The organism is Stenotrophomonas sp. YJH_SMC_17 (genome assembly GCF_059371655.1).
The window spans coordinates 748,428-772,331 of the sequence record NZ_JCAFUU010000002.1; the positions used below are offsets into that span (position 1 = coordinate 748,428).

Annotated in this window: 23 protein-coding genes; 11 read left to right on the forward strand and 12 right to left on the reverse strand. The window is 67.4% G+C overall.

Annotated features, from left to right (window positions below):
- Nucleotides 1-41: 41 nt before the first annotated feature.
- From AC5P8Z_RS08460 to asnS, 11 genes are all read right to left on the reverse strand, one after another.
- Nucleotides 42-1,034 carry an aldo/keto reductase gene (locus AC5P8Z_RS08460; protein ID WP_495228744.1) on the reverse strand — a complete coding sequence of 331 codons (993 nt, stop codon included), beginning with the start codon at nucleotides 1,032-1,034 and terminating at the stop codon, nucleotides 42-44.
- A complete protein-coding gene (locus AC5P8Z_RS08465) occupies nucleotides 1,034-1,720 on the reverse strand; it encodes a DUF2461 domain-containing protein (protein ID WP_295568666.1) in 687 nt (228 codons plus the stop codon). The genes AC5P8Z_RS08460 and AC5P8Z_RS08465 overlap by 1 nt, the downstream gene beginning before the upstream one ends.
- Nucleotides 1,717-3,156 carry an exodeoxyribonuclease I gene (gene sbcB / locus AC5P8Z_RS08470; RefSeq protein WP_495228746.1) on the reverse strand — a complete coding sequence of 480 codons (1,440 nt, stop codon included), beginning with the start codon at nucleotides 3,154-3,156 and terminating at the stop codon, nucleotides 1,717-1,719. Before sbcB ends, AC5P8Z_RS08465 begins: the two co-directional genes overlap by 4 nt.
- Entirely contained in the window at nucleotides 3,156-4,523 is a 1,368-nt protein-coding gene (locus AC5P8Z_RS08475; RefSeq protein ID WP_495228747.1) for an FAD-dependent oxidoreductase, read from the reverse strand. Before AC5P8Z_RS08475 ends, sbcB begins: the two co-directional genes overlap by 1 nt.
- A 31-nt stretch (nucleotides 4,524-4,554) precedes the next feature.
- Nucleotides 4,555-5,829: a kynureninase gene (gene kynU, locus AC5P8Z_RS08480; RefSeq protein WP_495228749.1), complete on the reverse strand. Its 1,275-nt coding sequence runs from the start codon at nucleotides 5,827-5,829 to the stop codon at nucleotides 4,555-4,557.
- A gap of 138 nt (nucleotides 5,830-5,967) precedes the next feature.
- Nucleotides 5,968-6,489 (reverse strand): 3-hydroxyanthranilate 3,4-dioxygenase, encoded by a 522-nt coding sequence (locus AC5P8Z_RS08485; protein ID WP_286068993.1) that lies wholly within the window; start codon nucleotides 6,487-6,489, stop codon nucleotides 5,968-5,970.
- A 20-nt stretch (nucleotides 6,490-6,509) separates the two neighbouring features.
- A complete protein-coding gene (gene can / locus AC5P8Z_RS08490; RefSeq protein WP_286068991.1) occupies nucleotides 6,510-7,172 on the reverse strand; it encodes a carbonate dehydratase in 663 nt (220 codons plus the stop codon).
- Nucleotides 7,173-7,246: 74 nt separating this feature from the next.
- Nucleotides 7,247-7,885: an FMN-binding negative transcriptional regulator gene (locus AC5P8Z_RS08495; RefSeq protein WP_286068989.1), complete on the reverse strand. Its 639-nt coding sequence runs from the start codon at nucleotides 7,883-7,885 to the stop codon at nucleotides 7,247-7,249.
- Between the two features lie 7 nt (nucleotides 7,886-7,892).
- On the reverse strand, nucleotides 7,893-8,207 hold the full coding sequence (locus AC5P8Z_RS08500) for a hypothetical protein (protein WP_006453002.1): 315 nt from the start codon (nucleotides 8,205-8,207) through the stop codon (nucleotides 7,893-7,895).
- A 7-nt stretch (nucleotides 8,208-8,214) separates the two neighbouring features.
- On the reverse strand, nucleotides 8,215-8,514 hold the full coding sequence (locus AC5P8Z_RS08505) for a hypothetical protein (RefSeq protein ID WP_005417403.1): 300 nt from the start codon (nucleotides 8,512-8,514) through the stop codon (nucleotides 8,215-8,217).
- A gap of 30 nt (nucleotides 8,515-8,544) precedes the next feature.
- Nucleotides 8,545-9,939 (reverse strand): asparagine--tRNA ligase, encoded by a 1,395-nt coding sequence (gene asnS, locus AC5P8Z_RS08510; protein WP_116863291.1) that lies wholly within the window; start codon nucleotides 9,937-9,939, stop codon nucleotides 8,545-8,547.
- A gap of 128 nt (nucleotides 9,940-10,067) precedes the next feature.
- On the opposite strand from asnS, the gene AC5P8Z_RS08515 reads away from it, so the two are divergent.
- The 6 genes from AC5P8Z_RS08515 to zipA all read left to right on the forward strand — a co-directional run bounded on the left by AC5P8Z_RS08515 (nucleotide 10,068) and on the right by zipA (nucleotide 16,411).
- Nucleotides 10,068-10,406 carry a HesB/IscA family protein gene (locus tag AC5P8Z_RS08515; protein ID WP_049428383.1) on the forward strand — a complete coding sequence of 113 codons (339 nt, stop codon included), beginning with the start codon at nucleotides 10,068-10,070 and terminating at the stop codon, nucleotides 10,404-10,406.
- A 220-nt stretch (nucleotides 10,407-10,626) separates the two neighbouring features.
- Nucleotides 10,627-11,064, forward strand: a complete 438-nt coding sequence (gene rpsF, locus AC5P8Z_RS08520) for a 30S ribosomal protein S6 (protein ID WP_005417400.1) — start codon at nucleotides 10,627-10,629, stop codon at nucleotides 11,062-11,064.
- A gap of 11 nt (nucleotides 11,065-11,075) precedes the next feature.
- Nucleotides 11,076-11,306: a 30S ribosomal protein S18 gene (gene rpsR / locus AC5P8Z_RS08525; protein ID WP_002804494.1), complete on the forward strand. Its 231-nt coding sequence runs from the start codon at nucleotides 11,076-11,078 to the stop codon at nucleotides 11,304-11,306.
- A 105-nt stretch (nucleotides 11,307-11,411) separates the two neighbouring features.
- Nucleotides 11,412-11,861, forward strand: coding sequence for a 50S ribosomal protein L9 (gene rplI / locus AC5P8Z_RS08530; protein WP_043398478.1), 450 nt, complete (start codon nucleotides 11,412-11,414; stop codon nucleotides 11,859-11,861).
- 259 nt (nucleotides 11,862-12,120) lie between these two features.
- Nucleotides 12,121-15,624, forward strand: coding sequence for a chromosome segregation protein SMC (gene smc / locus AC5P8Z_RS08535; RefSeq protein ID WP_495228752.1), 3,504 nt, complete (start codon nucleotides 12,121-12,123; stop codon nucleotides 15,622-15,624).
- 46 nt (nucleotides 15,625-15,670) lie between these two features.
- Entirely contained in the window at nucleotides 15,671-16,411 is a 741-nt protein-coding gene (zipA, locus tag AC5P8Z_RS08540) for a cell division protein ZipA (protein WP_295568681.1), read from the forward strand.
- A 115-nt stretch (nucleotides 16,412-16,526) separates the two neighbouring features.
- Here zipA and AC5P8Z_RS08545 read toward each other — a convergent pair whose 3' ends face one another.
- The gene (locus AC5P8Z_RS08545) at nucleotides 16,527-17,657 is read right to left on the reverse strand and encodes a pyridoxal phosphate-dependent aminotransferase (protein ID WP_495228754.1); all 1,131 of its coding nucleotides are present in this window, start codon (nucleotides 17,655-17,657) and stop codon (nucleotides 16,527-16,529) included.
- 257 nt (nucleotides 17,658-17,914) lie between these two features.
- Here AC5P8Z_RS08545 and ligA point away from each other — a divergent pair, with 257 nt between their 5' ends.
- The 5 genes from ligA (at nucleotide 17,915) to mtnA (ending at nucleotide 23,854) form a co-directional block, all read left to right on the forward strand.
- Nucleotides 17,915-20,386, forward strand: coding sequence for an NAD-dependent DNA ligase LigA (ligA, locus tag AC5P8Z_RS08550; RefSeq protein WP_495228933.1), 2,472 nt, complete (start codon nucleotides 17,915-17,917; stop codon nucleotides 20,384-20,386).
- A gap of 50 nt (nucleotides 20,387-20,436) precedes the next feature.
- Complete coding sequence (locus tag AC5P8Z_RS08555; protein ID WP_286068979.1) at nucleotides 20,437-20,922, forward strand: GNAT family N-acetyltransferase; 486 nt, start codon at nucleotides 20,437-20,439, stop codon at nucleotides 20,920-20,922.
- Nucleotides 20,919-21,875 (forward strand): EF-P lysine aminoacylase EpmA, encoded by a 957-nt coding sequence (epmA, locus tag AC5P8Z_RS08560; RefSeq protein ID WP_495228755.1) that lies wholly within the window; start codon nucleotides 20,919-20,921, stop codon nucleotides 21,873-21,875. Before AC5P8Z_RS08555 ends, epmA begins: the two co-directional genes overlap by 4 nt.
- Nucleotides 21,876-22,013: 138 nt before the next feature.
- Complete coding sequence (locus AC5P8Z_RS08565) at nucleotides 22,014-22,742, forward strand: DUF3011 domain-containing protein (RefSeq protein WP_495228757.1); 729 nt, start codon at nucleotides 22,014-22,016, stop codon at nucleotides 22,740-22,742.
- Nucleotides 22,743-22,789: 47 nt separating this feature from the next.
- The gene (gene mtnA, locus AC5P8Z_RS08570) at nucleotides 22,790-23,854 is read left to right on the forward strand and encodes an S-methyl-5-thioribose-1-phosphate isomerase (protein ID WP_495228759.1); all 1,065 of its coding nucleotides are present in this window, start codon (nucleotides 22,790-22,792) and stop codon (nucleotides 23,852-23,854) included.
- Nucleotides 23,855-23,904: the final 50 nt, after the last annotated feature.

The window sequence follows — 23,904 nt, forward strand, 5'->3', positions numbered from 1 at the left end:
CTGGACAGACTGCCGCAACGGCGGCAGTGCGGGGTGAAGACTCAATGACTGGGCGAACCGCCGCCATCGCCAAAGGCGTCCACCAGCTGCTGGCGCTCGGTAGCGCTCAGTGCCTCCAGTCGTGTCGCCAGTACTTCGTCCAGACTGCGGATGCGGGTGGTACCGAGAATGCCGCTGGCCACGCCCGGGTGTCCCAACGCGTAGGCAAAGGCGGTCTGCGCGGGGCGCTGGCTGCGGATCGCGGCCACGGCGCTGCGCATCTGGCGGGCGCTGTGCATCAGTTGCCGGCTGCTGGGCTTGAGCCAGGCGCGCGCCAGGTACCAGGCGTCGGCCAGCCGCGGCAGGCGCGCACGTGCGGGCAGCAGGTGGCCTTGTGCCAGCACGGTACCTGCCAGTACGCCGATGCCTGCGGCGTGCAGCTGGTCGATCAGCGGTTCGCGGTCCTGCTGCAGGGCGTTGTAGTCCAGCAGCACCAGATCGAAGGCGGTGGGGTGGGCGATCATCCAGTGAAGGGTCGACGCGGAGTGGGTGTTGATGCCGGTATGCCGGATCAGCCCGCGCTCGCGCAGGCGCTGCAGTGCGCCCAGCAGGTCGTCGTTGATGTCGTGTTCGCTGGCGCCATGCAACTGGTAGATATCCAGATGGTCCAGGCCGAGGTTGCGCAGCGAAGCTTCGCAGCTGGCGGTGATGGCCGCAGGCGAGAAATTGCGCTGTTCGGCGCCGCTGATGCCGGCCTGGCCGGTCAGCGTGCCCCCCTTGCTGGAGATCACCAGCGCGTCGCGCGGGTACTGCTTCAGCAGCGGGCGAAGAATGCGGCCCAGGCGCGGCTCGGCGTGGAAGCCCGAATAGTTGTGACCGGTGTCGAGCAGGTTCACGCCCTGCGCAAGCGCGTGTTCGACGACGGCGGCCGCGTCGCCCTCGGCGAAGCGGCGGTGGCCCCAGAAGCCGGAACAGCCCAGGCCGATCGGCGAGACCTGCAGGCCGGTACGGCCCAGCAGGCGCCGCTGCCGCGCCAGGGGCAGTTCCTGAGTCATCAGAACTCCAGGTCCAGCGCAGCGCAGAGGTAATCGACGAATGGGCCCAGCGCGGCGAGGTCCTTGCCCAGGGTGGAGAGCAGGCGCGGGCCGGTCATGGTGTCGTCGTCCAGCGAGCGCCACATCACCCAGTTGCGATGCTTGAGGTCGTCGATGAACTCGAAGTCGGCAGGGAAGCCGCGCGGCGGCCGCACCAGCTTCTCGCTCTCCTCGAAATCAAAGCGCTTGCGCAGCGCGGGAGCATGCGCGGCCGCCTTCCAGCTGCCCGGGTTGTCGAGGATGAAGTGACGCACGCGGCGCTGGGTTTCCGGTTCCGGATGCCACAGGCCGGCGCCGACGAAGCTCTCGCCGGGCTGCAGGTGCACGTAGAACGAAGGCGCGGCCACTTCGCGGCGGCGCTCATGGAACAGTCGAGCGCCCTGCCAGGTCTTGTACGGCGACTTGTCATTGGAGAAGCGCGCGTCGCGATGGATGCGGAACAGGGAGCCACCGACGCCCCGGGTATCGGCGCGGAAGTGCCCGCTGACCTCGGCCAGCGCCGGCTGCAGGTCGCCCAGCAGGCGCAGGAACGGCTGCCGTACGTGGTCTTCGTACTGCTGGCGGTGATCGTTGAACCAGGCCTTTTCGTTGTGCCGCGCAAGGCTGCGCAGGAACTTGAAGCTGGCGTCCGAGAAATAAGTGCTCACAGCGTCTCCTGCAGGTGCTGGCCCCAGTCGCGCAGCGATTGCAGCAGGGCCTGGCGCCGGGTGTCATCAGGCGCTTCGGCGGCCAGTGCATCGAGCTGCTGCTGGTACTGGGGCAGGTTGAGTTCGCCCAGGCCGCCGTCTCCGAGCAGCCGCTGGCGGCGGTAATCCTGCCAGCGCTGGCGTTCAGCCGGCGCGAGGCTGTCGGGATGGTTGCGCGCACGGTAGCGGAACAGCAGTTCGGGCAGGCGCGGGTCGCGGAAGCGGCCTTCCAGTGCGGCCAGCTGTTCCGGCGCCGTGGTGCGGGCCAGCGCCAGCAGCGGCTTGTCACCGTTGCCGAGGAAGCCGTCGTACAGCGATGCATCGACATCGGCCACGGTGGCCATGCGCGGCTGGTTGTAGACCTGGCGCGCCTTCTCCGCCAGCTGCGGGGCGAATTCGCGCAGGCGCTCGATCTTGGCGTCGATGGCTGCCACGTCCAGGCCCAGGCGCTCGTGGTCATCGGCACGCAGGTGGTTCCAGGCGATCAGCGCCGGCACCTTGTTCAGATGCACCTCCTTCAGCGGCACCCGTGCAACACCCTCGGGGAGCTCGCTGGCGCGCATGTACAGGCGCTCTGCGATCACGTCGGCCGGCAGTGCCAGCAGGTCGTCGATGTCGCCGTCCAGGTCGAACACGATCACCCGGTTGTTGATGGTGGGGTGCACGTCCAGCGGCAGCACCGGCGCCGCGCACAGGCGGCTGGCGGGGTAGCGCATGGAAATGTGCAGCACCGGCTTCATCGCGGTCACGTCCAGCAGGCTGCCGACGAAGCGCTTGTCGCGCAGCTTCAGCGCGTACTCCCACAGCCGCGGCTGCGACTGCTTGAACAGCCGCGCCATGCCGATGGTGGCGCGCACGTCTGACAGCGCTTCGTGCGCATCGCCTTCGCGCACGTTGTTGGCCTCGGCCAGGTGTTCGAGCTTGAACGAGGTTGCGCCGTCATCGCGCAGTGGCCACTGGATGCCCTCCGGGCGCATCGCGCGCATCAGCCGCAGCATGTCCAGCAGATCCCAGCGCGAATTGCCGTTGCGCCACTCGCGTTCGTACGGATCGTGGAAGTTGCGGAACAGGCCGTAGCGGACGAACTCATCGTCGAAGCGCAGGGTGTTGTAGCCCAGCGCGCAGGTGCCCGGGCGCGACAGCTGCTCGTTGATACGGTCGAAGGCTTCGGCCTCGCTGATGCCTTCGGCAAGGGCCTGCTGCGGGGTGATGCCGGTGACCAGGGTGGCCATCGGCGAGGGCAGCAGGTCGTCGGCAGGGCGCACGAAGAAGCTGACCGGGGTGTCGATCACGTTGAGATCGGCATCGGTGCGCATCGCCGCGAACTGGGCGATGCGGGTGCGGCGCGGGTCCTGGCCGAAGGTCTCAAGATCGTAGAACAGGAAGCTGTCGGCCATCAGTGTGCGCCCTCCAGGACCGGCAGCTGCGCGTGGATCTGCGCTTCCAGCGCGGCCCAGTCGATGTTGTCCAGTGAATCGTGGCCCGCGGTGGCAGCCGTCAGCAGGTCGCGCTGCAGCTCGGTACGGCGCAGTGCCTCGGCATAGGGCGTGTGCAGGAAGGTGACCATCGTGTAGTGCGGCACGAAGCGGGTCGGCCAGCGTCGCTGCAGTTCCTGTTCCAGTTCGCGTTGCAGCAGGAACGCGGGATCAGCCACGCGGTCACGCATTTCCAGATAGTTTTCCAGCGCCATCTGCTGGATTGCGCGCGCGTTCGGCTTGCGCTCGGCTTCGAAGGCTTGGAACGCGCCTTCCAGGTCGTCCGCTTCCATCAGATGGCGGGCCAGAGCCACGCAATCCTCGAATGCGCAGTTCATGCCCTGGCCGTGGAACGGCACCATCGCATGTGCAGCATCGCCGATCAGCACGGCGCGGCCCTGCTGGTGCCAGCGATCGAGCGTCAGCGTGCCAAGCAGGCCGGGTGGGTGCTGTTCCCAGTCCGCGCGCAGGTTCGGGATCAACGGCAGGGTATCGGCGAACTCGCGCGCGAACAGCGCCTCGGCCTGCGCGCCGGTGTTGACCGTGGCGAAGCTGGGGTCGCCCTGGTTGGGCAGGAACAGGGTGACGGTGAAGGTGCCTTCGTGGTTGGGTAGCGCGATGCACATGTAGTGGCCACGCGGCCAGATGTGCAGCGCATTGCGCTCGATGCGGAAGCTGCCGTCGGCGGCCGGCGGAATTTCCAGTTCCTTGTAGGAGTGGTCGAGGAAGGCGATGTCCTCGCCCAGCGGCGCGCGCCGGTTCATTGCAGCGCGCAGTGCCGAGCCGGCACCATCAGCGCCGATCAGGGTGTCGAAGCGGATATCGTGCGGGCTGTCATCGCGGTCGTCGATGAAACGCGCGTAGCCGGCATCGAAATCGACGGTGTGCAGGCGCCGGTGGAAGTGTACGGTCGCGCCAGCCTGTTCGGCCAGTTCCAGCAGCGTGGTGTTCAGGTCGCTGCGATGGATCGACCAGATCACTTCGCTGTCGTCGCGGCCGTAGCGTTGCAGCTGCGGTTCGCCTTCGCGCGGATGCACCATGCGCCCGCGCATCATCACCGCGCGCGCCATCACCTCGTCTTCCACTCCCGCCTGGCGCAGGGCGTTGCGCCCGCGTTCGGCCAGTGCCAGGTTGATCGAACGACCGCTCTCGTAGTCGGCAATGCGCGGATCGCCGCGGCGTTCGTACAGGGTGATGCGCCAGCCCTGCCGTGACAGCAGGATGGCCAGCAGGGACCCGGCGAGGCCGGCACCGATAATGCTCAACGAACGGGAAGCGTGTGCGATCAACGAACTGTCCAGCAGTAGGGGAGGGGGCGGCTCAGAGGCCGGCCCAGGCTTCCACTTCCTCGACGAAGTGGTGCACGTCCAGGTAGCGGTTGTAGAGCGGGGTGGGCGAGATGCGGATCACATCAGGTTCGCGCCAGTCGCCGAGCACGCCGATGCTGCGCAGGTGTTCAAACAGTGCGCGTCCGCGCTCGCGCCCCCCGATCACGCGCAGCGACAGCTGGCAGCCACGGCGCTGCGGATCGGTGGGCGTGATGATGTCCAGTACGTTTGAAAGGCGCGCATGTACGAGGGCTTCGAGCATGCCGGTGAGTGCCTGCGACTTGCTGCGCAGCGCGTCCATTCCCGCACGCTCGAACAGGTCCAGCGAGGCGCGCAGCGGCGCCAGGCCGAGAATCGGCGGATTGCTCAGCTGCCAGCCTTCGGCACCGACGGCCGGGGTGAACTGCGGTGCCATCTGGAAACGGGTAGCTTCTTCATGCCCCCACCAGCCTGCAAAACGCGGCAGCGTGGTATCGCGATGATGGCGCTCGTGCACGAAGGCACCGGCAACTGCGCCGGGGCCGCTGTTGAGGTACTTGTAGTGGCACCACACGGCGAAATCCGGGGCGACGTCATGCAGGCGCAACGGCAGGTTGCCGACCGAGTGCGCCAGGTCGAAGCCGATGCGCGCACCGTGCAGGCGGGCGGTGCGGGTGATGGCATCCAGGTCGAAGGCCTGGCCGGTGCGGTACTGCACGCCCGGCCACAGCACCAGCGCAAGGCGCGGGCCGTGTTCGGCGATGGCACGTTCGATCGCGGCCAGCGAGATCGTGCCATTGGCTTCGTCCGGCTGCACTTCGACCAGGCACTCGGCCGGGTCGAACCCGTGGAAACGGATCTGCGCTTCCACCGCGTGGCGGTCGGTCGGGAACGCACCGGCTTCCATCAGGATCACCGGGCGCTCGGCCGTCGGCCGGTAGAAGCTGACCATCATCAGGTGCAGGTTCACGCTCAGGGTGTTCATCGCCACCACTTCGCTGGGCAGCGCACCGACCACGCGGGCCAGCTGCGCGCTTACCAGGCGGTGGTAGGACAGCCACTGGGTAGGGCCGGTGAAGTGGCCTTCCACCGCCAGCTCGCCCCACTGCTTCATCACTTCCTGCACGGCCGCCTGCGCGCCGCGCGGCTGCAGCCCCAGCGAGTTGCCGACGAAGTAGGTCTGCTCGCCGCCACCGTGGCGTGGAATCAGGAATTCGTTGCGCAGCGGGCGCAGCGGATCGGCGGCGTCCAGAGCGATGGCGTGGGTGCGGCTGAGCAGGTCGGACATGGTCGGGCAACAGGCTGCAACGGGGCTGCCAGTGTAGCGCTTGGCGGCGTGCCTGCCGCCGAACCTGTAGAGCCGAGCCCATGCTCGGCTGCCGGGCCACGAAGCCGGGCATGGGCTTGGCTCTACAGGGGCAGGTGCTCAGCCCGCCGCTGGCGCCGGCAGCGGATCCACGTGCCCGCACTGGCTGCAGGTACGCAATTCCAGGCTGGCGTGATAGCGCGCGAACACCTTCGGCAGGTCGGTCTCGATGTTCTGCAACTGGAAGAACTCTTCGTGCAGCTTGTGGTTGCAGCGCTCGCAGTGCCAGATCACGCCGTCCATCTCATGCGGCAGGCGCTTGCGTTCGACCACCAGGCCGATCCCGCCGGGCGGGCGCCGCGGCGAGTGCGGCACCTTGGCCGGCAGCAGGAAGATCTCGCCGGCGCGGATCGGAATGTCGCGCACCGCGCCGTCTTCCTGCACCTTCAGCACCATCTCGCCCTCGAGCTGGTAGAACCACTCCGGGCCTTCGTCGTAGTGGTAGTCGGTGCGCGAGTTCGGCCCGCCCACCACCATCACGATGAAGTCGCCGTTGTCGATCATCTTGTTGCCCACCGGCGGCTTCAGCAGGTGGCGATGTTCTTCGATCCAGGCGTGCAGGTTGATCGGCGAGGCGAGCATGGTCGTGGTCCGTAGGGAGGTCAGTCGCGCCGGCCCTGGCGCGGAACATAGGACAGCGCCTTTTCATAGGCCGGCTTCAGCTCTTCCGGCGCACCGACGTCGATGCCCATTTCGCTGACGCGGCCGTTCTTCAGGCTGTAGACCCAGCCGTGCACCATCAGCTTCTGGCCGCGCGCCCAGGCGTCCTCGACGATGGTCGAACGGCACAGGTTGGCGACCTGCTCGATCACGTTCAGTTCGCACAGGCGCGCGTGCTTCAGCTCGTCATCCTCGATCGCATCGAGGATGCCCTGGTGCTTCTGCACGACATCGCCGACATGGCGCAGCCAGTTGTCGGCCAGGCCGACGCGGGTGTTGTGCAGGCAGGCATGCACGCCGCCGCAGCCGTAGTGGCCGACGATCAGGATGTGCTTCACCTTCAGCTGGTCCACCGCGTACTGCACCACGCTCAGGCAGTTCAGGTCGCTGTGTGCCACCACGTTGGCGACGTTGCGATGCACGAAGACTTCGCCCGGGGCCATGCCGATGATCTGGTTGGCAGGCACGCGCGAGTCGGAGCAGCCGATCCACAGGTACTCCGGATGCTGCTGCTTGGACAGCTGCTGGAAGAAGTCAGGGTCTTCCCTGGCGATGCGATCGGCCCAGTCGCGGTTGTTCTGCAGCAGGCGGTGGATGTCTTTCATATGCGGTATCCCTGGCGTCGGGTGGGGGCAAGGCGCGGCCGATCCGGACGCGTCTTTGCGGGAGTCTGAGGTGATCAGCCGCCGGTAGCGGCCTGTTCACGGTGCCAGCGCATCCACTGCGCGAGCTCGGTGGAAGAGGGGGTGCCCAGCTGTTCCAGTTCGGCGATCACTGCGCGCTGGTTGGCCTCGGGATGGTTCTGGCTGAGTTTCAGCTTCAGCTGCACGTGCTCGACCTGGAAGCGGAAGCCGACGATCGCGCGCAGCTCCGGGCCATGCTCGGCGCGCGTGGCGTCGAACTGCCAGGCCTGCCCGACGCTGGCTTCGAAACGGTTGCTGATTGCGCCGACCAGTCCGGCCAGCGCCTCGGCGTCGTCGAAGGTCTGCAGCTGGCCGCGCAGTTCGGCGGCCGCGTAGTTCCAGGTCGGCACCCGCGCGGCCTGTTCCTTGTCCGGGTACCAGCTGGCCGAGACATAACCGTGCGGACCATCGACCAGAACCTTGGCCGCGCCGTTGTGGCGCGACTGCGGGTTGGCGCGGGCCCAGTGACCGCGCAGCTCGATGTGTTCGCCGTCGCGGTGGTACAGCACCGGTATCCGGGTCAGTTCGGGCAGGCCGTCGCTGCCGACAGTGAGCACGGCGACGAACGGGTCACGCGCCAGCAGGCGATCCAGCCAGAGCAGGTCGGTCTCGGCGAAGGCGCGCGGGGTGAACATGGGCGGCTCAGGCGCGCCCGCCCAGCGACTGGATCATGCGGCCACGCAGCCCCTCGTCGCTGTCGGCCTGCGGCGGCTGCACTTCGTGCAGGCTGAAGCCGCGCACCAGCGCGTCCTCCTCGTCCAGGCCGTCGTACTCGACGAACTCGGCGTCGAACAGCTGCGAACGGGCGGTGTCTTCGCTGTCGTAGCTCAGCGTGTTGCCATCGCTGTCGAGCACTTCGGCGGTGCCGGCCGGGCGCACGCGCAGACGCGCCCAGATCAGGGTATTGCCGAGGCTGGCCAGCCACCAGCTGTCGCGCGAGGCGGTGATGTCATTCATGGATGTGTTACCAGAGCGAGGCCAGCCAGAGCAGGGCGGCCATGCCCAGTCCGGCCAGCAGAGTCAGCAGCGATACCCAGGCCGGCGTCGCCAGCCCGGACAGCGAGCGGTCCGGCTGCTGGCGATAGTCGCGGCGCAGCAGCCAGGCCAGGGCATCGGGCTTGAGGAAGGCGCCGCTGCCGAAGCGCTCGGCGAGCGCCGGATGGCGGTCGCGCACATGCACCAGGGTCAGCGGCCAGAAGATCACGAAGGCACTGAACCCGGCCACTGCAACGCCGACGAAACAGAGGGCGAAGAACAGGGTCATGGGGGCAGTACCTCCGTGGTCGTTTGGGGCTTAGAAGTCCGCGCTGCCCGGGGCGCGCGGGTAGGGGATCGCATCGCGGATGTTGGACAGGCCGCAGACGTACACCACCAGGCGCTCGAAGCCGAGGCCGAAGCCAGCGTGCGGTACCGAACCGTAGCGGCGGAAATCGCGGTACCAGCTGTAGTGCTCGCGATCCAGGCCGAACTGGGCCATGCGCGCGTCCAGTACGTCCAGGCGTTCTTCGCGCTGGCTGCCACCGATGATCTCGCCGATGCCCGGGGCCAGCACGTCCATCGCGGCGACGGTCCTGCCGTCGTCGTTCAGGCGCATGTAGAAGGCCTTGATGTGCTCGGGGTAGTTGGTCACCACCACCGGGCGACCGACGTGTTCCTCGGTCAGCCAGCGCTCGTGCTCGGTCTGCAGGTCCAGGCCCCATTCGACCGGGAAGTCGAACTTCTTGCCGGACTTCTGCAGCAGGCTGACCGCATCGGTGTAGTCGATGCGCTCGAACGGGGCGTTGATGAAGTCTTCCAGCTTGGTGATCGCGTTCTTGTCCACGCGCTCGGCGATGAAGGCCAGGTCGTCGCCACGCTCGTTCAGCACTGCGCGGAACAGATACTTCAGGAACTCTTCGGCCAGGCGCGCGTCTTCGGCCAGGTCGGCGAAGGCGATTTCCGGTTCGATCATCCAGAACTCCGCCAGGTGGCGGGTGGTGTGGCTGTTCTCGGCGCGGAAGGTCGGGCCAAAGGTGTAGACCTTGCTCAGCGCCAGGCAGTAAGCCTCGACGTTCAGCTGGCCGGACACGGTCAGGAAGGTTTCCTTGCCGAAGAAGTCGCGGCTGAAATCGATCGCACCCTTCTCGTCACGCGGCAGGTTCACCATGTCCAGGGTGGACACGCGGAACATCTGGCCGGCGCCTTCGGCATCGGAGGTGGTGATGATCGGGGTGCTGATCCAGTTGAAGCCGTTCTCGTGGAAGAAGCGGTGCACGGCCTGGGCCAGGCAGTTGCGGATGCGGGTGACCGCGCCGAACAGGTTGGTGCGCGGGCGCAGGTGCGCCACTTCGCGCAGGAACTCCGGCGACATCGGCTTGGGCTGGATCGGGTAAGTGAGCGGGTCTTCGACCCAGCCGACCACCTCCAGCGCGCTGGCCTGGATCTCGAACGACTGGCCCTTGCCCTGCGACTTCACCAGCGTGCCGGTGGCGATGACCGAGCAGCCGCTGGTCAGGCGCTTGATCTCGTCGAAGTTGGCCAGGGTGTCGTTGGCCACGACCTGGATCGGGGCGAAGCAGGAGCCGTCGCTCACATTCACGAAAGCCAGATTCGCTGAACCGCGCACCGTGCGCACCCATCCGCGTACCGTGACTTCGCCGCCTTCCGGGATCTTCCCGGCAAGCGCATGTTCAACGCTGACCACCGTCATGACTTGAATCCTCTGCTGATCGACTCGATCTGTGAACACGGGAGTTTACCGGTTGCAGTGTTCCGCTTGCGAGGCATTTTTCATGGCAACGGCTCCTTATAATGTCCCCGTACCTCTGGAGTAGCCTCATGGCTGTCAGCCTGACCCCCATTGCCTTCGAGCGCGTGCAGCGCTTCGTCGCCCAGACCCCCGGCGCGCTGGGCCTGCGTTTCGGCGTGACCAAGACCGGTTGCTCCGGCTGGGGCCACGTGACCGACCTGGCCCGCGACGAGCGCGAGGGCGATACCGTGTTCGAGCAGGACGGCGTGAAGATCTACGTCGATGCCAAGAGTCTGGCGCTGGTGGACGGCACGGTGATCGACTTCGGCAAGCACGGCCTGAGTGAGACCTTCACGTTCAGCAACCCCAATGCCACCGCCGAGTGTGGCTGCGGCGAGAGCTTCACGACCGACGCCGACAAGGCCTGAGGGCCCGGCGGGACCTGATCGTTCTGATAGCGCCCAACCCGGGCTCGGCTGGGCGCTCGCCCCGGTTCAGGGTGCCAGGTGGCCTACCGGTTGCCCGGCCACCCCATCTGCGCCATAATGCGCGGCTTCCTGCCTGCCCGGCGGGAACCCTTGCCCCACCGCGGTCTCAACGGCGGGGGGCTGTCCGGCCGCAAGGCCACATCCGAAAGGTAGAAAAAACATGAGTCGTCATTACGAAATCGTGTTCATGGTCCACCCGGACCAGAGCGAGCAGGTCCCGGCCATGATCGAGCGCTACAAGTCGCTGGTCGAGAACGGCAACGGCACCATCCACCGTCTGGAAGACTGGGGCCGCCGCCAGCTGGCGTACCCGATCCAGAACCTGGTGAAGGCCCACTACGTGCTGATGAACATCGAAGCCGACCAGGCCGTTCTGAACGAACTGACCGAGAGCTTCCGCTTCAACGACGCCGTGCTGCGCAACCTGGTCATCAAGCGTGACGAGGCTGACACCGAGCAGTCGCTGATCATGAAGAGCAAGGACGAGAAGGGTGACAAGCCTGAGCGCGGTGAGCGCCGTCGTCGTGACGACGAAGAAGGCGAGTCCAACACCACCGCTGACAACGAAGCCGGCGACGACGCCGCTTCCGCCGCCTAAGGAGCCTTCCCATGTCCAAGTTCTTCCGTCGCCGCAAGTTCTGCAAGTTCACGGCTGAAGGTGTGAAGGAGATCGACTACAAGGATCTCAACACCCTGCGCCAGTACCTGACCGAGAACGGCAAGATCGTGCCCAGCCGCGTCACCGGTACCAAGTCGAAGTACCAGCGCCAGCTGGCGACCGCCGTCAAGCGCGCTCGCTTCCTGGCCCTGATCCCGTACACCGACAACCACGACGTCTGATGCCCGGCGGGGCGGCCCGGTGCCGCCCCCGCTGTGCCAGCTATTCGGACAGCCTTTGTTGCGGGGCACCGCCTCGCTAACGAATAACTCATCTGGAGCAATACCATGCAGCTGATCCTCCTGCAGAAAGTGACCAACCTCGGCAACCTGGGCGACCTGGTCGACGTGAAGCCGGGCTACGGCCGTAACTTCCTCGTGCCGCAGGGCAAGGCCGTGCCGGCCACCGAGAGCAACAAGGCCGAGTTCGAAGCCAAGCGCGCCGAATACGAAGCCAAGGCCCAGGCCATCCACGCCGAAGCTGACGCCCGCAAGGCCAAGCTGGACGGTGCGAGCGTGACCATCCCGGCCAACGCTTCGACCGAAGGCAAGCTGTACGGCTCGGTCGGCGCCCGCGAAATCGCCGATGCCTTCACCGCTGCCGGCCTGCCGGTCAGCAAGAGCGAAGTCATCCTGGGCGAAGGCGCCTTCCGCAACATCGGCGAGTACGACGTGCTGATCCACCTGCACGCCGACGTCGAGACCACCGTCAAGGTCGTTGTCGTCGCCGAAGCCTGATCCCACGCCGCAAGGCCTGGCATCACCGCAGAACGGGCGCCCGCAAGGGTGCCCGTTTTGTTTTATGGCGCCCGCGCCAGGGTGCCGAGGCCGACCCGGCCGGCGGGCGGGGGCGGACAGTGTTCCACGCCCATACGTAGAACACGGCCACATCGGTATACTCAGGGCGTCACACCCGTTCCACGGGCATCGATCCCAACAGGATCAATGACTTGGAGGGTAAACGCAGGCCGCTCGCCGGCCCCAGTCCGGAACCCCTATGCGTCTTTCCACGATCAAGCTGTCCGGCTTCAAGTCGTTCGTCGATCCGACCACCCTGCACCTGCCGACCAACATGACCGGCGTGGTGGGGCCCAATGGCTGCGGCAAGTCGAACATCATCGACGCCGTGCGCTGGGTCATGGGCGAGAGTTCGGCCAGCCGCCTGCGCGGCGACTCGCTGACCGACGTGATCTTCTCCGGTTCCAACGCCCGCAAGCCGGTGTCGCAGGCCACCGTCGAGCTGATCTTCGACAACTCCGACCACACGATCTCGGGCGAGTACGCCTCGTTCAACGAAATCTCGGTCAAGCGCACGGTCAGCCGCGACGGCACCAGCAACTACTACCTCAACGGCACCAAGTGCCGCCGCCGCGACATCACCGATCTGTTCCTCGGCACCGGCCTGGGCCCGCGCAGCTACTCGATCATCGAGCAGGGCATGATCAGCCAGATCATCGAAGCGCGCCCGGAAGACCTGCGCGTCTACCTGGAAGAGGCGGCCGGTATCTCCAAGTACAAGGAGCGCCGCAAGGAGACCGAGACCCGCATCCGCCACACCCGCGAAAACCTGGACCGCCTGGGTGACCTGCGCGACGAGATCAGCAAGCAGCTTGAGCATCTCAAGCGCCAGGCCAAGCAGGCCGAACAGTACCAGGCGCTGCAGGAAGAGCGTCGGGTCAAGGATGCCGAGTGGAAGGCACTGGAATTCCGCGGCCTCGACGGGCGCCTGTCGAAGCTGCGCGAAGGGCTGTCGCAGGAAGAGACGAAGCTGCAGCAGCTGATCGCCGACCAGCGTGACGCCGAGGCCCGCATCGAGACCTCGCGTGTGCGTCGCGAAGAGGCCGCCGACGCGCTCAACACCGCGCAGGCGGCGGTCTACCAGGTCGGCAGCACGCTGGCCCGCCTGGAGCAGCAGATCCAGCACCAGCGCGAGTTGTCGCAGCGCCTGCACAAGGCCCGCGATGAAACCCAGCAGGCCCTGGCCGAGCTGGGGCAGCACATCAGTGGCGACGAAGCCAGGCTGAGGGTGCTGCGCGAGGCGGTGGAGGCCGCCACTCCACAGCTGGAAGCTCTGCAGGAAGAAAACGAGATCAAGCAGGAAAGCCTGCGCGAGGCTGAAGACCGGCTGGCGAGCTGGCAGCAGCGCTGGGAACAGCACACCTCGCAGAGTTCGGAAGCCTCGCGTGCCGGCGATGTCGAGCGCACGCGCGTGGACTATCTGGACAAGCAGATCCTCGATGCCGACCGGCGTCGTGAAGCCCTGGCCGCCGAGCGCGCCGGGCTGGACGTGGACGCACTGGAAGAAGCCTTCGAGCAGCTGCACCAGCAGCACGACATGCAGAAGACCGCGCTGGATGAGCTGAGCGAAGACGTCGAGCTGCGCAAGCAGGGCGTGGCGGCCGTGCAGGAACAGCAGCGCAATGGCCAGAACGAACTGGCCGAACTGCGCAAGCAGGCCAACGGCCTTCGCGGTCGCCTGGCCTCGCTGGAAACCCTGCAGCAGGCCGCGCTGGGCCAGGAGCAGGGCGCGGCAGTCGCCTGGCTGAAGGCGCGCGGGCTGGACTCGGCGGCGCGCGTCGGCGAACGCCTCGATGTCGACGCTGGCTGGGAAAACGCGGTGGAAAGCGCGCTTGGGCAGTTGATCGAAGGCGTGCTGGTCGATGACCCGGCCAGCCTGGTCGACGCGCTTGGTGAGCTGGGCGACGGTCACCTCGCGCTGGTCGCCAATGACGATGCCGAACTGAAGGTTGCACCTACCTCGCTGGCCGCACGCGTGCGTGGCCCGGTGGCGATCCGTCGGTTGCTGGCACACCTGCATGCGGCCCGCGACCTGTCCGAGGCGAAGGCGCTGCAGGCCACCCTGCCCGAAGGCGATTCGATCATCACCCAGGGCGGCGAGCGGCTGGGCCAGGGCTGGCTGCGCGTGTCGCGCTCCGGTGCCGCCGAGCAGGGCGCGCTGCTGCGCGAACGTGAGATCCAGGAACTGCGCGAGCAGATCGAGCAGCTGCAGGACCGCGAGGCCGAGCTGGAAGAACAGCTGGCCGGTTTCCGCGAGCAGCTGCAGGCCGCCGAACAGCAGCGCGAGGATGCGCAGCGCGCGCTCTACCAGGCCCATCGTGCGGTGTCCGAACTGGCCGGCCAATTGCAGGGCCAGCAGGGCAAGGTGGAAGCGGCGCGTACCCGCATCGACCGCATCGAAGGCGAACTGAAGCAGCTGCAGGAAACGATTGAAGCCAACAACGAACAAGCGCGTGAAGCGCGCTCGCGGTTGGAGAACGCCGTCAGCAGCATGGGCGACCTGGAATCGACCCGTCAGCGGCTGGAAGGCGAGCGCCGCCAGCTGACCGAGGCCCGCGACCTGGCCCGCGACGCCGCACGCGCGGTGCGCGAGCGTTCGCACTCGCTGGCGCTGACCCTGGAATCGCAGCGGGCGCAGCTGGCCTCCTTGAGCCAGGCACTGGAGCGCATGGGCACGCAGCGTGGACAGCTGGATTCGCGCCTGGGCGAACTGCACGCGCAGCTGGATGAAGGTGATTCGCCGGTCGAATCACTGCAGGCCGAGCATCAGAACGCGCTGGAAGAGCGCGTGCGCGCCGATCGCGTGCTGACCGAGGCGCGCACGCTGCTGGACGGTATCGACGCCGAGCTGCGCAACTACGAACAGACCCGCCACCAGCGCGACGAACAGGCCTTGGCCCAGCGTGAGCGCATCTCGCAGCGCAAGCTGGACCAGCAGGCGCTGGTACTCAGCGCCGACACTCTGCAGGGGGCGGTGGAGAAGGCCGGTTTCGTGCTGGAGGATGTGCTCAACACGCTGCCAGAGGACGCGCGCCTCGGTGACTGGGAGCAGGCTGTACATCAGATCGATGGCCGCATGCGACGGCTGGAGCCGGTCAACCTGGCGGCCATCCACGAGTATGGCGAAGCCTCGCAGCGTTCGGATTACCTGGATTCGCAGCACGTGGATCTGACCACCGCGCTGGAAACCCTGGAAGATGCCATCCGCAAGATCGACCGCGAGACCCGTGGCCGCTTCAAAGACACCTTCGACCGCGTCAACGCCGGCGTGCAGGCGCTGTACCCGCGCCTGTTCGGTGGCGGCCATGCCTACCTGGAGCTGACCGGTGAAGACCTGCTCGACACCGGCGTGACCATCATGGCGCGTCCGCCGGGCAAGCGGGTCTCCAGCATCTCGCTGCTGTCCGGTGGCGAAAAGGCGATGACCGCGGTGGCGCTGGTGTTCGCCATCTTCCAGCTGAATCCCGCACCGTTCTGCCTGCTGGACGAGGTGGACGCGCCGCTGGACGAAGCCAACGTCGGCCGCCTGGCCAACATGGTCAAGGAAATGAGCGAGAAGGTGCAGTTCCTGTTCGTCAGCCACAACAAGGCGACGATGGAGGCTGCACACCAGTTGTCGGGCGTGACCATGCGCGAACCGGGTGTCAGCCGCCTCGTCAGCGTGGACCTCGAAGAAGCCGCACGATTGGCGGGCGCGGCCTGACGTGCCATCCTAATTACCTGAATGAACTAGCCGGAGAACCTATCGAATGTCCGACACGGCACTGTTGCGCATCGGCATCCTGGCCGCCGGCCTGCTGTTGATCGCCGCGATCTTCCTGTTTGGCCGTCCGAAGAAGAAGCCCCAGGGGCGACGCGTGGAAGGCACCGAGCCGACCAGTGGCGAGCGCCGCGAACCGGTGCTGGGCGAAGGCGGTGTGGCCGCGGCCGATGGCCGCGTGGAACCGGGCTTGGGCACGGAGGGCGAGCAGGCCGAGCTGGGCCTGGCCGATACCGATGCAGGCGCGGCCAGTGACCTGGGCAAGCGTGCCACCCAGGACTTCGACAAGATCGTCTCGCTGTTCGTGGCTGCCCGTGCCGGCGAACAACTGCGCGGCGAGGACATCGTAGTGGCAGCGGAGAAGACCGGCCTGGTGTTTGGCCACATGAACGTGTTCCACCGCCTGGTGGAAGGCCACCCCGAACGCGGCCCGATCTTCTCGATGGCCAGCATCATGAAGCCGGGCAGCTTCGACATGGCCAACATCCGCGCCATGGAGACCCCGGCCATCGCGTTCTTCCTGACCTTGCCGGCGCCGCTGACCGCGCTGGACGCCTGGGAGAAGATGCTGCCGACCGTGCAGCGCATGGCCGAGCTGCTGGATGGCGTGGTGCTGGATGACAGCCGCAACGCTCTGGGTCGCCAGCGCATCGCGCACATCCGTGACGAGCTGCGGGCCTATGACCGGCAGCACCAGGCCCCGCCGCTGACCAAGACCCCGCGCTGGTAAGACCTGATGTGCCGACCAACGGTCGGCACCCACCGCCGGCCGTTGATCGGTATCCCCGGGGAGATCCACGCCATGGGTGGATGGGGCGAGCCGAGGTTCGCCCCCGTCCCCTGCGTCAGGCCGGTACGCCGGCCACCTTCGCGAACGCAGTGCGGAACGCGGCCATCTCCTCTTCGGTGCCGACGGTCACGCGCACGCGCTGCGGCCAGATCGGCCAGCTGCGTCCGATCACCACGCCGTTGTCCGCCATCGCCTTGGCGAACGCACTGCCGTCGCGCTGCACATCCACCACGAAGCAGTTTGCTTCCGACGGAACGCAGCTGAAACCGCGCTTGCCCAACCACGCGATGGTGGCCTGGCGCGCCTTGGCATTCTGCAGGCGCCGCTGCGGGATCAGCTGCGGGTCGCGCAGGCTGGCCAGTGCCGCGGCCAGGGCCGGCACCGGCAGCGGGTTGTCGCCCAGGCGGGCCAGTTCGCGCAGGCGGTCGGGATGTGCGGTCGCCACGCCCAGGCGCAGGCCGGCCATGCCGTACAACTTGGAGAACGTGCGCAGCACGATCAGGTCATCGCGCTGCGTTACCTGCGCGACCAGGCTCGGTTGATCGCTGTACTGCAGGTAGGCCTCGTCGACCAGAACGCGGGTGGCGGCAGGCTTGTGGGCCAGCAGCCAGGCAAGCTCATCGGCAGGGCTGATCGAGCCGGTCGGATTGTTCGGGTTGCACACGTACAGCAGGCCGGTCGGCTGCGCACGCGCCGCCGCCACCATTGCGCGCAGGTCATGTGCGCCGTCGTCGCGCAATGGCACTTTCTGCACGTGGGCGCCGTGGGCCGCTGCTACCTCGCCCAGCGTCTCGAAGGTCGGGTCGGCTACCACCAGACCCGCCTGCGGGCCCGTCCACACGATGGCGGCGCGATTCAGCGGCTCGCTGGAACCCGGATAGAGGCGCACGTGATAGGCCGGAATGTGTGCCTGTTCGATGAAGGCGTCGCGCACCTGGCCGGCCAGCTCGAAACGGTAGCGGCCGCTGCCGGCGATGCTGTCGCGTGCGGCCTGCTGGGCTGCAGGCGATAGGCCGTAGGGGCATTCGTTGAAGTTCAGCAGCACCGCGCCTTTGCCTGATGCAGGGGCTGCTGTCGCGGCTGCAGCGGGCTGGGCATCGGCAAGCCGGGGTACGCCGGTGCCGGCAAGGGCGAGACTGGCACCGGCCAGTTGCAGGAAATGGCGGCGGGAGGCGGGCAGGGGCACAGGCAGGATTCCGAAGGGCAGCCAGCGCACGCTAGCGCTGGTGGTGGCGCGCGGCAAGCTGCTTTCGGTAGCGTCGAGCCATGCTCGACTGCAGGCGTGCCAACCAAGGTTGGCACCTGCCGGACCGGGAGCGAAAGCTGGCACCTGCCAAAGCGGGGGCGCACCCCTCGGGCACGGGCCGACGCTACACAGGCGCCGGCGTTACGGGGCCTGACAGCCGGGCGCGGTAGAATTCCCGGCCATCCCAGAACCACCGGATCCCGATGAGCCCCAGCCCCGCCGAACGCGCCGAAGACCTTCGCCGGCAGATCGCCCAGGCCAACCGTGCCTATCACGAGCTGGATGCGCCGGAGATCCCCGACGTCGACTACGACCGGATGGTGCGCGAGCTGGAAGCTCTGGAGCGCGAGCACCCGGAACTGGCCCGTGCGGACAGCCCGACCCAGCAGGTCGGTGCGCGTCCTTCCGGCCGCTTTCCGGAGGTTCGTCACGCGGTGCCGATGCTGTCGCTGTCCAACGCCTTCAGCGACGAGGAAGTGGCCGACTTCGTGCGCCGCATCGACGAGCGCCTGGGGCGCCGCAGCCTGCAGTTCTCGGCTGAGCCGAAGATGGATGGGTTGGCGATCAGCCTGCGCTATGAGGATGGGCACTTCGTGCTGGGCGCGACCCGTGGCGATGGCAGTACCGGCGAGGACGTGACGGCCAACCTGCGCGAGATCGGTGACGTTCCCAAGCGCCTGCACGGCAAGGACTGGCCGGACGTGCTGGAGGTACGCGGCGAGGTCTACATGGCGCGTGCCGATTTCGAGGCCTACAACGAACGCGCACGTCAGCACGGTGGCAAGGTGCTGGCCAATCCGCGCAACGCCGCGGCCGGCTCGCTGCGCCAGCTCGATCCGAAGATCAGCGCGCAGCGCAGGCTGAGCTTCTTCGCCTACGGCACCGGCGAGGTGCAGGGCGGCGAGCTGCCCGACACCCATTCGGGCACGCTGGCGCAGCTCGGCACCTGGGGTTTCCCGGTCAGCGCCCTGTGCAAGGTGGTGGAAGGGACCGACGGCCTGCTGGGTTACTACCGTGATATTGGAGAGCGCCGTGACGGCCTGCCGTTCGATATCGATGGGGTGGTCTACAAGCTCGATGACCGTACCGGCCAGCAGGCAATGGGCTTCGTTTCGCGCGCACCACGCTGGGCCATCGCGCACAAGTTCCCGGCGCAGGAACAGAGCACCACGGTGGAGGCGATCGAGATCCAGATCGGCCGTACCGGGGCCGCTACGCCGGTCGCGCGACTGGCGCCGGTGGCGGTGGCCGGCGTGATCGTCTCCAACGCGACCCTGCACAACGCCGACCAGATCGCGCGCCTGGACGTGCGCGTCGGCGACAGCGTGATCGTGCGCCGTGCGGGCGATGTCATTCCCGAGGTGGTCAGCGTCATCCTCGACCGCCGCCCGCAGGGCACCACGCCGTGGCAGATGCCGACGCGCTGCCCGGTGTGCGGCTCGGAAATCGTGCGCGAGGAAGGCGCGTCCGCATGGCGCTGCTCGGGCGAGCTGTCCTGCCCGGCGCAACGCAAGGAAGCGATCGCCCACTTTGCCTCGCGCCGCGCGATGGACATCGATGGTCTGGGCGACAAGTACATCGAAACCCTGGTCGATGCCGGCATCGTCAAGAGCGTGGCTGACCTGTACCGGCTCAGTCGTGACCAACTGCTGCACCTGAAGCTGGTGCTGGACGCTGAAGATCCCTCGGCGCTGGCCGCCGCACTGAAGCTGCACCTGCCCGCCGAGGGCAGTGGTGCGGTGCTCAATGCAGTGCTCAAGCTGGACGGCAACGACCCGGGCTGGCGCGCGCAGGCGCTGGCGCAGTCCGCCAGCTTCGAATGGAACACCAAGAAGATCGCCACCAAGTGGGCCGACAACCTTATCGCAGCGATCGATGCCAGTCGTGCCGCCACGCTGGAACGCCTGCTGTTCGCGCTCGGCATCGAACACGTCGGCGAGAGCACCGCCAAGGCGCTGGCGCAGTGGTTCGGTGACCTGGAACTGATCCGCCATTTGCCGTGGCCGCTGTTCAAGCGCGTGCCGGACATCGGTGGCGAAGTGGCGCGCTCGCTCGGTCACTTCTTCGAACAGCAGGGCAATCAGCAGGCCATCGATGACCTCCTGCAGGTCGGCCAGGTACGCATCAGCGATGTACATGCGCCCAGCGCCAAGCTGCGCGAGGGGCTGGACCTGGCTCAGCTGCTGGTCGAATCGGAGATTCCCGGCATCACCCGCCTGCGCGCGGAAAAGCTGGTGGCCGCACTTCCTGGTGCTCAGGCCGTGCTCGACGCCGAGCATGGCCAGTTCGTCAATGCCGGGCTGCCCGATGACACCGCGCGCGGACTGGCCGACTGGCTGGACATGGATGGCAATGGCGTGATGCTGTTGGCCGCCGAGAAGGCGATGCAGCAGATCCTGGCCAAGGCGCCGGCGCTGGCCGAGATCGTTGCGGGCCCGCTGGACGGGCAGACCGTGGTGCTCACCGGCACCCTGGCCCAGCTCACCCGCGATGCCGCCAAGGAGCGCCTGGAGGCGCTCGGCGCGAAGGTCTCCGGCAGCGTCTCGAAGAAGACCAGCTTCGTGGTGGCCGGTACCGAGGCCGGTTCCAAGCTGGACAAGGCGCAGTCGCTGGGCGTGCCGGTGTGGGATGAGGACCGCCTGCTGGCCTATCTCGCCGAACACGAATGATGATTCCGCCGGGCGTCCCCGCGCCCGGCATGAGACACAAAGGACCACCGATGCAGACCTCTCCGCTGGATTTCCGCCTGGCCACCCGTGCCGACGAGGAACGGTTGATCGCGTTGATGCGCGACTTCTACGCCGAAGACAGGATCGACTTCGATGACGCGCGCGTGCGCCGCGGTGTGGATGCGTTGCTGGCCGACCCGCGCAATGGCGAAGTGCTGCTGTGGCTGGACGAGGCGGGCGAAGTGGTCGGTTACGCGGTGATCGCGATGGGCTTCAGCCTGGAGCAGGGCGGCCACTTCATGCTGCTGGACGAGCTGTACCTGGCCCACCGTGCGCGTGGTCGTGGCCGCGGCAAGCAGGCGCTGGCGATCTGCGAACAGCGTGCGCGCGGCCGTGGCGTCAGCCGCCTGCGTCTGGAAGTGAACCACCACAATGAGCTGGCCCGCCGCCTTTACCTGGCCAGCGGCTACATCGACGACACCCGCGATCTGCTGACCCTGCCGCTGGACCATCCGCGCCCGGAGGGCACCCTGTGAGCGAGGCCCTGCTGCGCGCGCTGCAGCAGCGTGCCGCGCTCAATGCGCTGGTGCGCCGTTTCTTCGCCGAGCGCGATGTGCTGGAGGTGGAAACGCCGATCCTGTCGGTGGCGGGCAACACCGAGCCGAACATCGACAGCTTCCATACCGATTTCACCGGCCATGTCGATGCCGGTGGCCGTCGCCGCTGGCTGCGTACCTCGCCGGAGTATCCGCTCAAGCGCCTGTTGGCGGCGGGCGTGGGCGACTGCTACGAACTGGGCCGGGTGTTCCGCAACGGCGAGGCCGGTGGCCGCCACAACCCCGAGTTCACCATGCTGGAGTGGTACCGGGTCGGCTGGGACCACCACCGGCTGGTGCAGGAAACCGCCGAGCTGGTCGGCCAGGCGCTGGCGCTGGTCGGACGCAGTGCGACGCTGCGCGTGCTGAGCTACCGCGAGCTGTTCCAGCAGCATGTTGGCGTGGATCCGTTCGAGGCCGACGAAGCCGCGCTACGTGCTGCGCTCGGTGAGGTGCACATCGATCCGGTCGGGCTGACCCGTGACGATTGGCTGGATCTGCTGATGACCCACCATATCCAGCCGCACTTCGATGACGGGGTGATGACCGTGGTGCATGACTGGCCCGCGAGCCAGGCGGCGCTTGCGCGCATCCGTCCCGGCACGCCGCCGCTGGCCGAGCGTTTCGAGCTGTACCTGGGCGCGGTGGAGCTGGCCAACGGCTATCACGAGCTGAACGATGCCGGCGAACAGCGCATGCGTTTCCAGCGTGACCTGCAGCGCCGGCACGAGCGCGGCCAGGTGCAGCCGGCACTGGACGAGGCACTGCTGGCCGCACTGCCCTCGATGCCTGCCTGCGCCGGCGTAGCGGTGGGCGTCGACCGCCTGCTGATGGCGATGAACCGCACGCCGCGCATCGCCGATGTGCTGGCCTACGATTTCGCCCACGCCTGATCTTCGAATTTTTCTGAATATCGAAGACTGAACGGATTTCCGCGTTTCCGCGCTTGCTTCGGTCAGCAGGATGATGCTCTTATCACGGCAGATGCCGGACACTGGCACGCAGTTCATCCATTCCTGCTGGGGAAGGCTTTGGTCAAGTGGTTCGCGGTTGTCGCTGCACCGGTGTACTCCATCGCGCTCTGGGGTGCATGGCTGCCGTCGTCGGCGTCTGCCCAGCAGGCCGGCTATGACGATGAGGTGGTGACCTGCGAGTCGCGTGACATGGGCTGGGTACACTGCGATATCGATGTCAGCAACGGCATTGATCTGGTGCGCCAGCTGTCCAGCAACAGCTGCATCCGAGGCAGCGAATGGGGGACCGACCGCAGTGGCGTGTGGGTCACCCTGGGCTGCCGGGCCGAGTTCCGTGCACGCCGCGCCGCGGGTGCGGCACCGGCGGCGAACGAAGGCAAGCGCCTGGTCCGTCGCGTGGTGCGCTGCGAGTCCAACGGCCGGCCGCAGAGCTGCCCGGTGCGCCTGGATGGCGCGCCGGTCCGGTTGCTTCGGCAGCTGTCCGCATTGCCGTGCCGCGAAGGGCAGGGCTGGGGCTACAAGCGCAACGAAGTCTGGACCAGCCGCGGGTGCCAGGGCGATTTCGAGGTGGCCGACGATGACGGCCGCTTCGTCGATGTGCCGCGCCGGCTCATCTGCGAATCGAAGTCGAAGAAGCGCCGGTTCTGTGGCGCGAGCATTTCGGTCGGTGCCGCCGTCACCGAACAGTTGTCCAGTACCCCGTGCGAGGAAGGCAGCACCTGGGGCTGGAACCGAAACGGGATCTGGGTGGACGGCGGCTGCCGCGCCGAGTTCTCGGTGAATTGAGCCCGAGCAGGCTCCAACCACGCGGGGCGTGGCTCTACAATGGGCCCATGAACACTGCCTCCGACATCGACTACGCCCGTTACGATCACATCCGCCCGATCCTGTGGACCGGCGATGCCCTGCAACTGCTGGACCAGCGCAAGCTGCCGTTCGTGGTCGAGCATGTGGTCTGCCATGACAGCGACGAGGTCGCCGCGGCCATCCATGCGCTGACCGTGCGTGGTGCGCCGGCCATCGGCATCGCCGCCGCCTGGGGCGTGGTGCTGGCGGCGCGCGAAGTGCAGGCCGCCGACGGTGCACATGCGCTGCAGCAGCTGGAACCTGCGCTGCAGCGCCTGAATGCCTCGCGTCCGACCGCCGTCAACCTGGCCTGGGCGCTGGCGCGCATGCGCCGTTGCCTGAATGCTGCCGGAGCCGACTGGAAGGCCGCGCTGGAAGCGGAGGCGCAGGCCATCGCGGAGGAAGACCTGGCGGCCAACCGCCACATGGGCGCGCTGGGCGCCGGCCTGATCGAGGCCGGTAGCGGCGTGCTGACCCACTGCAACACCGGCTCGCTGGCCACCGCTGGTTTCGGTACCGCGCTGGGCGTGATCCGTGCAGGCATGGCCCAGCACCGCATCGCCCGCGTGTTCGCCGGCGAGACCCGGCCTTGGCTGCAGGGCGCGCGCCTGACGGTGTGGGAACTGCAGCAGGATGGCATCGATGCCACGCTGATCGCCGATTCGGCTGCCTCGCACCTGATGAAGACCGGCGCCGTGCAGTGGGTGATCGTGGGCGCCGACCGCATCTGCGCCAACGGGGATACCGCCAACAAGATCGGCACCTACCAGCTGGCCATTGCCGCGCGCCACCACCGCGTGAAGTTCATGGTCGTGGCGCCGTCCTCGACGGTGGACATGGAGACCGTGGATGGCAGCCAGATCGAGATCGAGCAGCGCGATCCGGGCGAACTGTACGGCGTGGGCGGTACCCGCACCGTGGCCGAGGGCATCGCCGCCTGGAACCCGGTGTTCGACGTCACTCCGGGCGAGCTGATCGACGCCATCGTGACCGAACGTGGGGTGATCCTGAACCCGACCCCGGAGAACATGCGGGCCGCCTTCGGCGCCTGAGGCGGGACAGGATCGAGGATGTCTGCAGAGCCGAGCCCATGCTCGGCTCC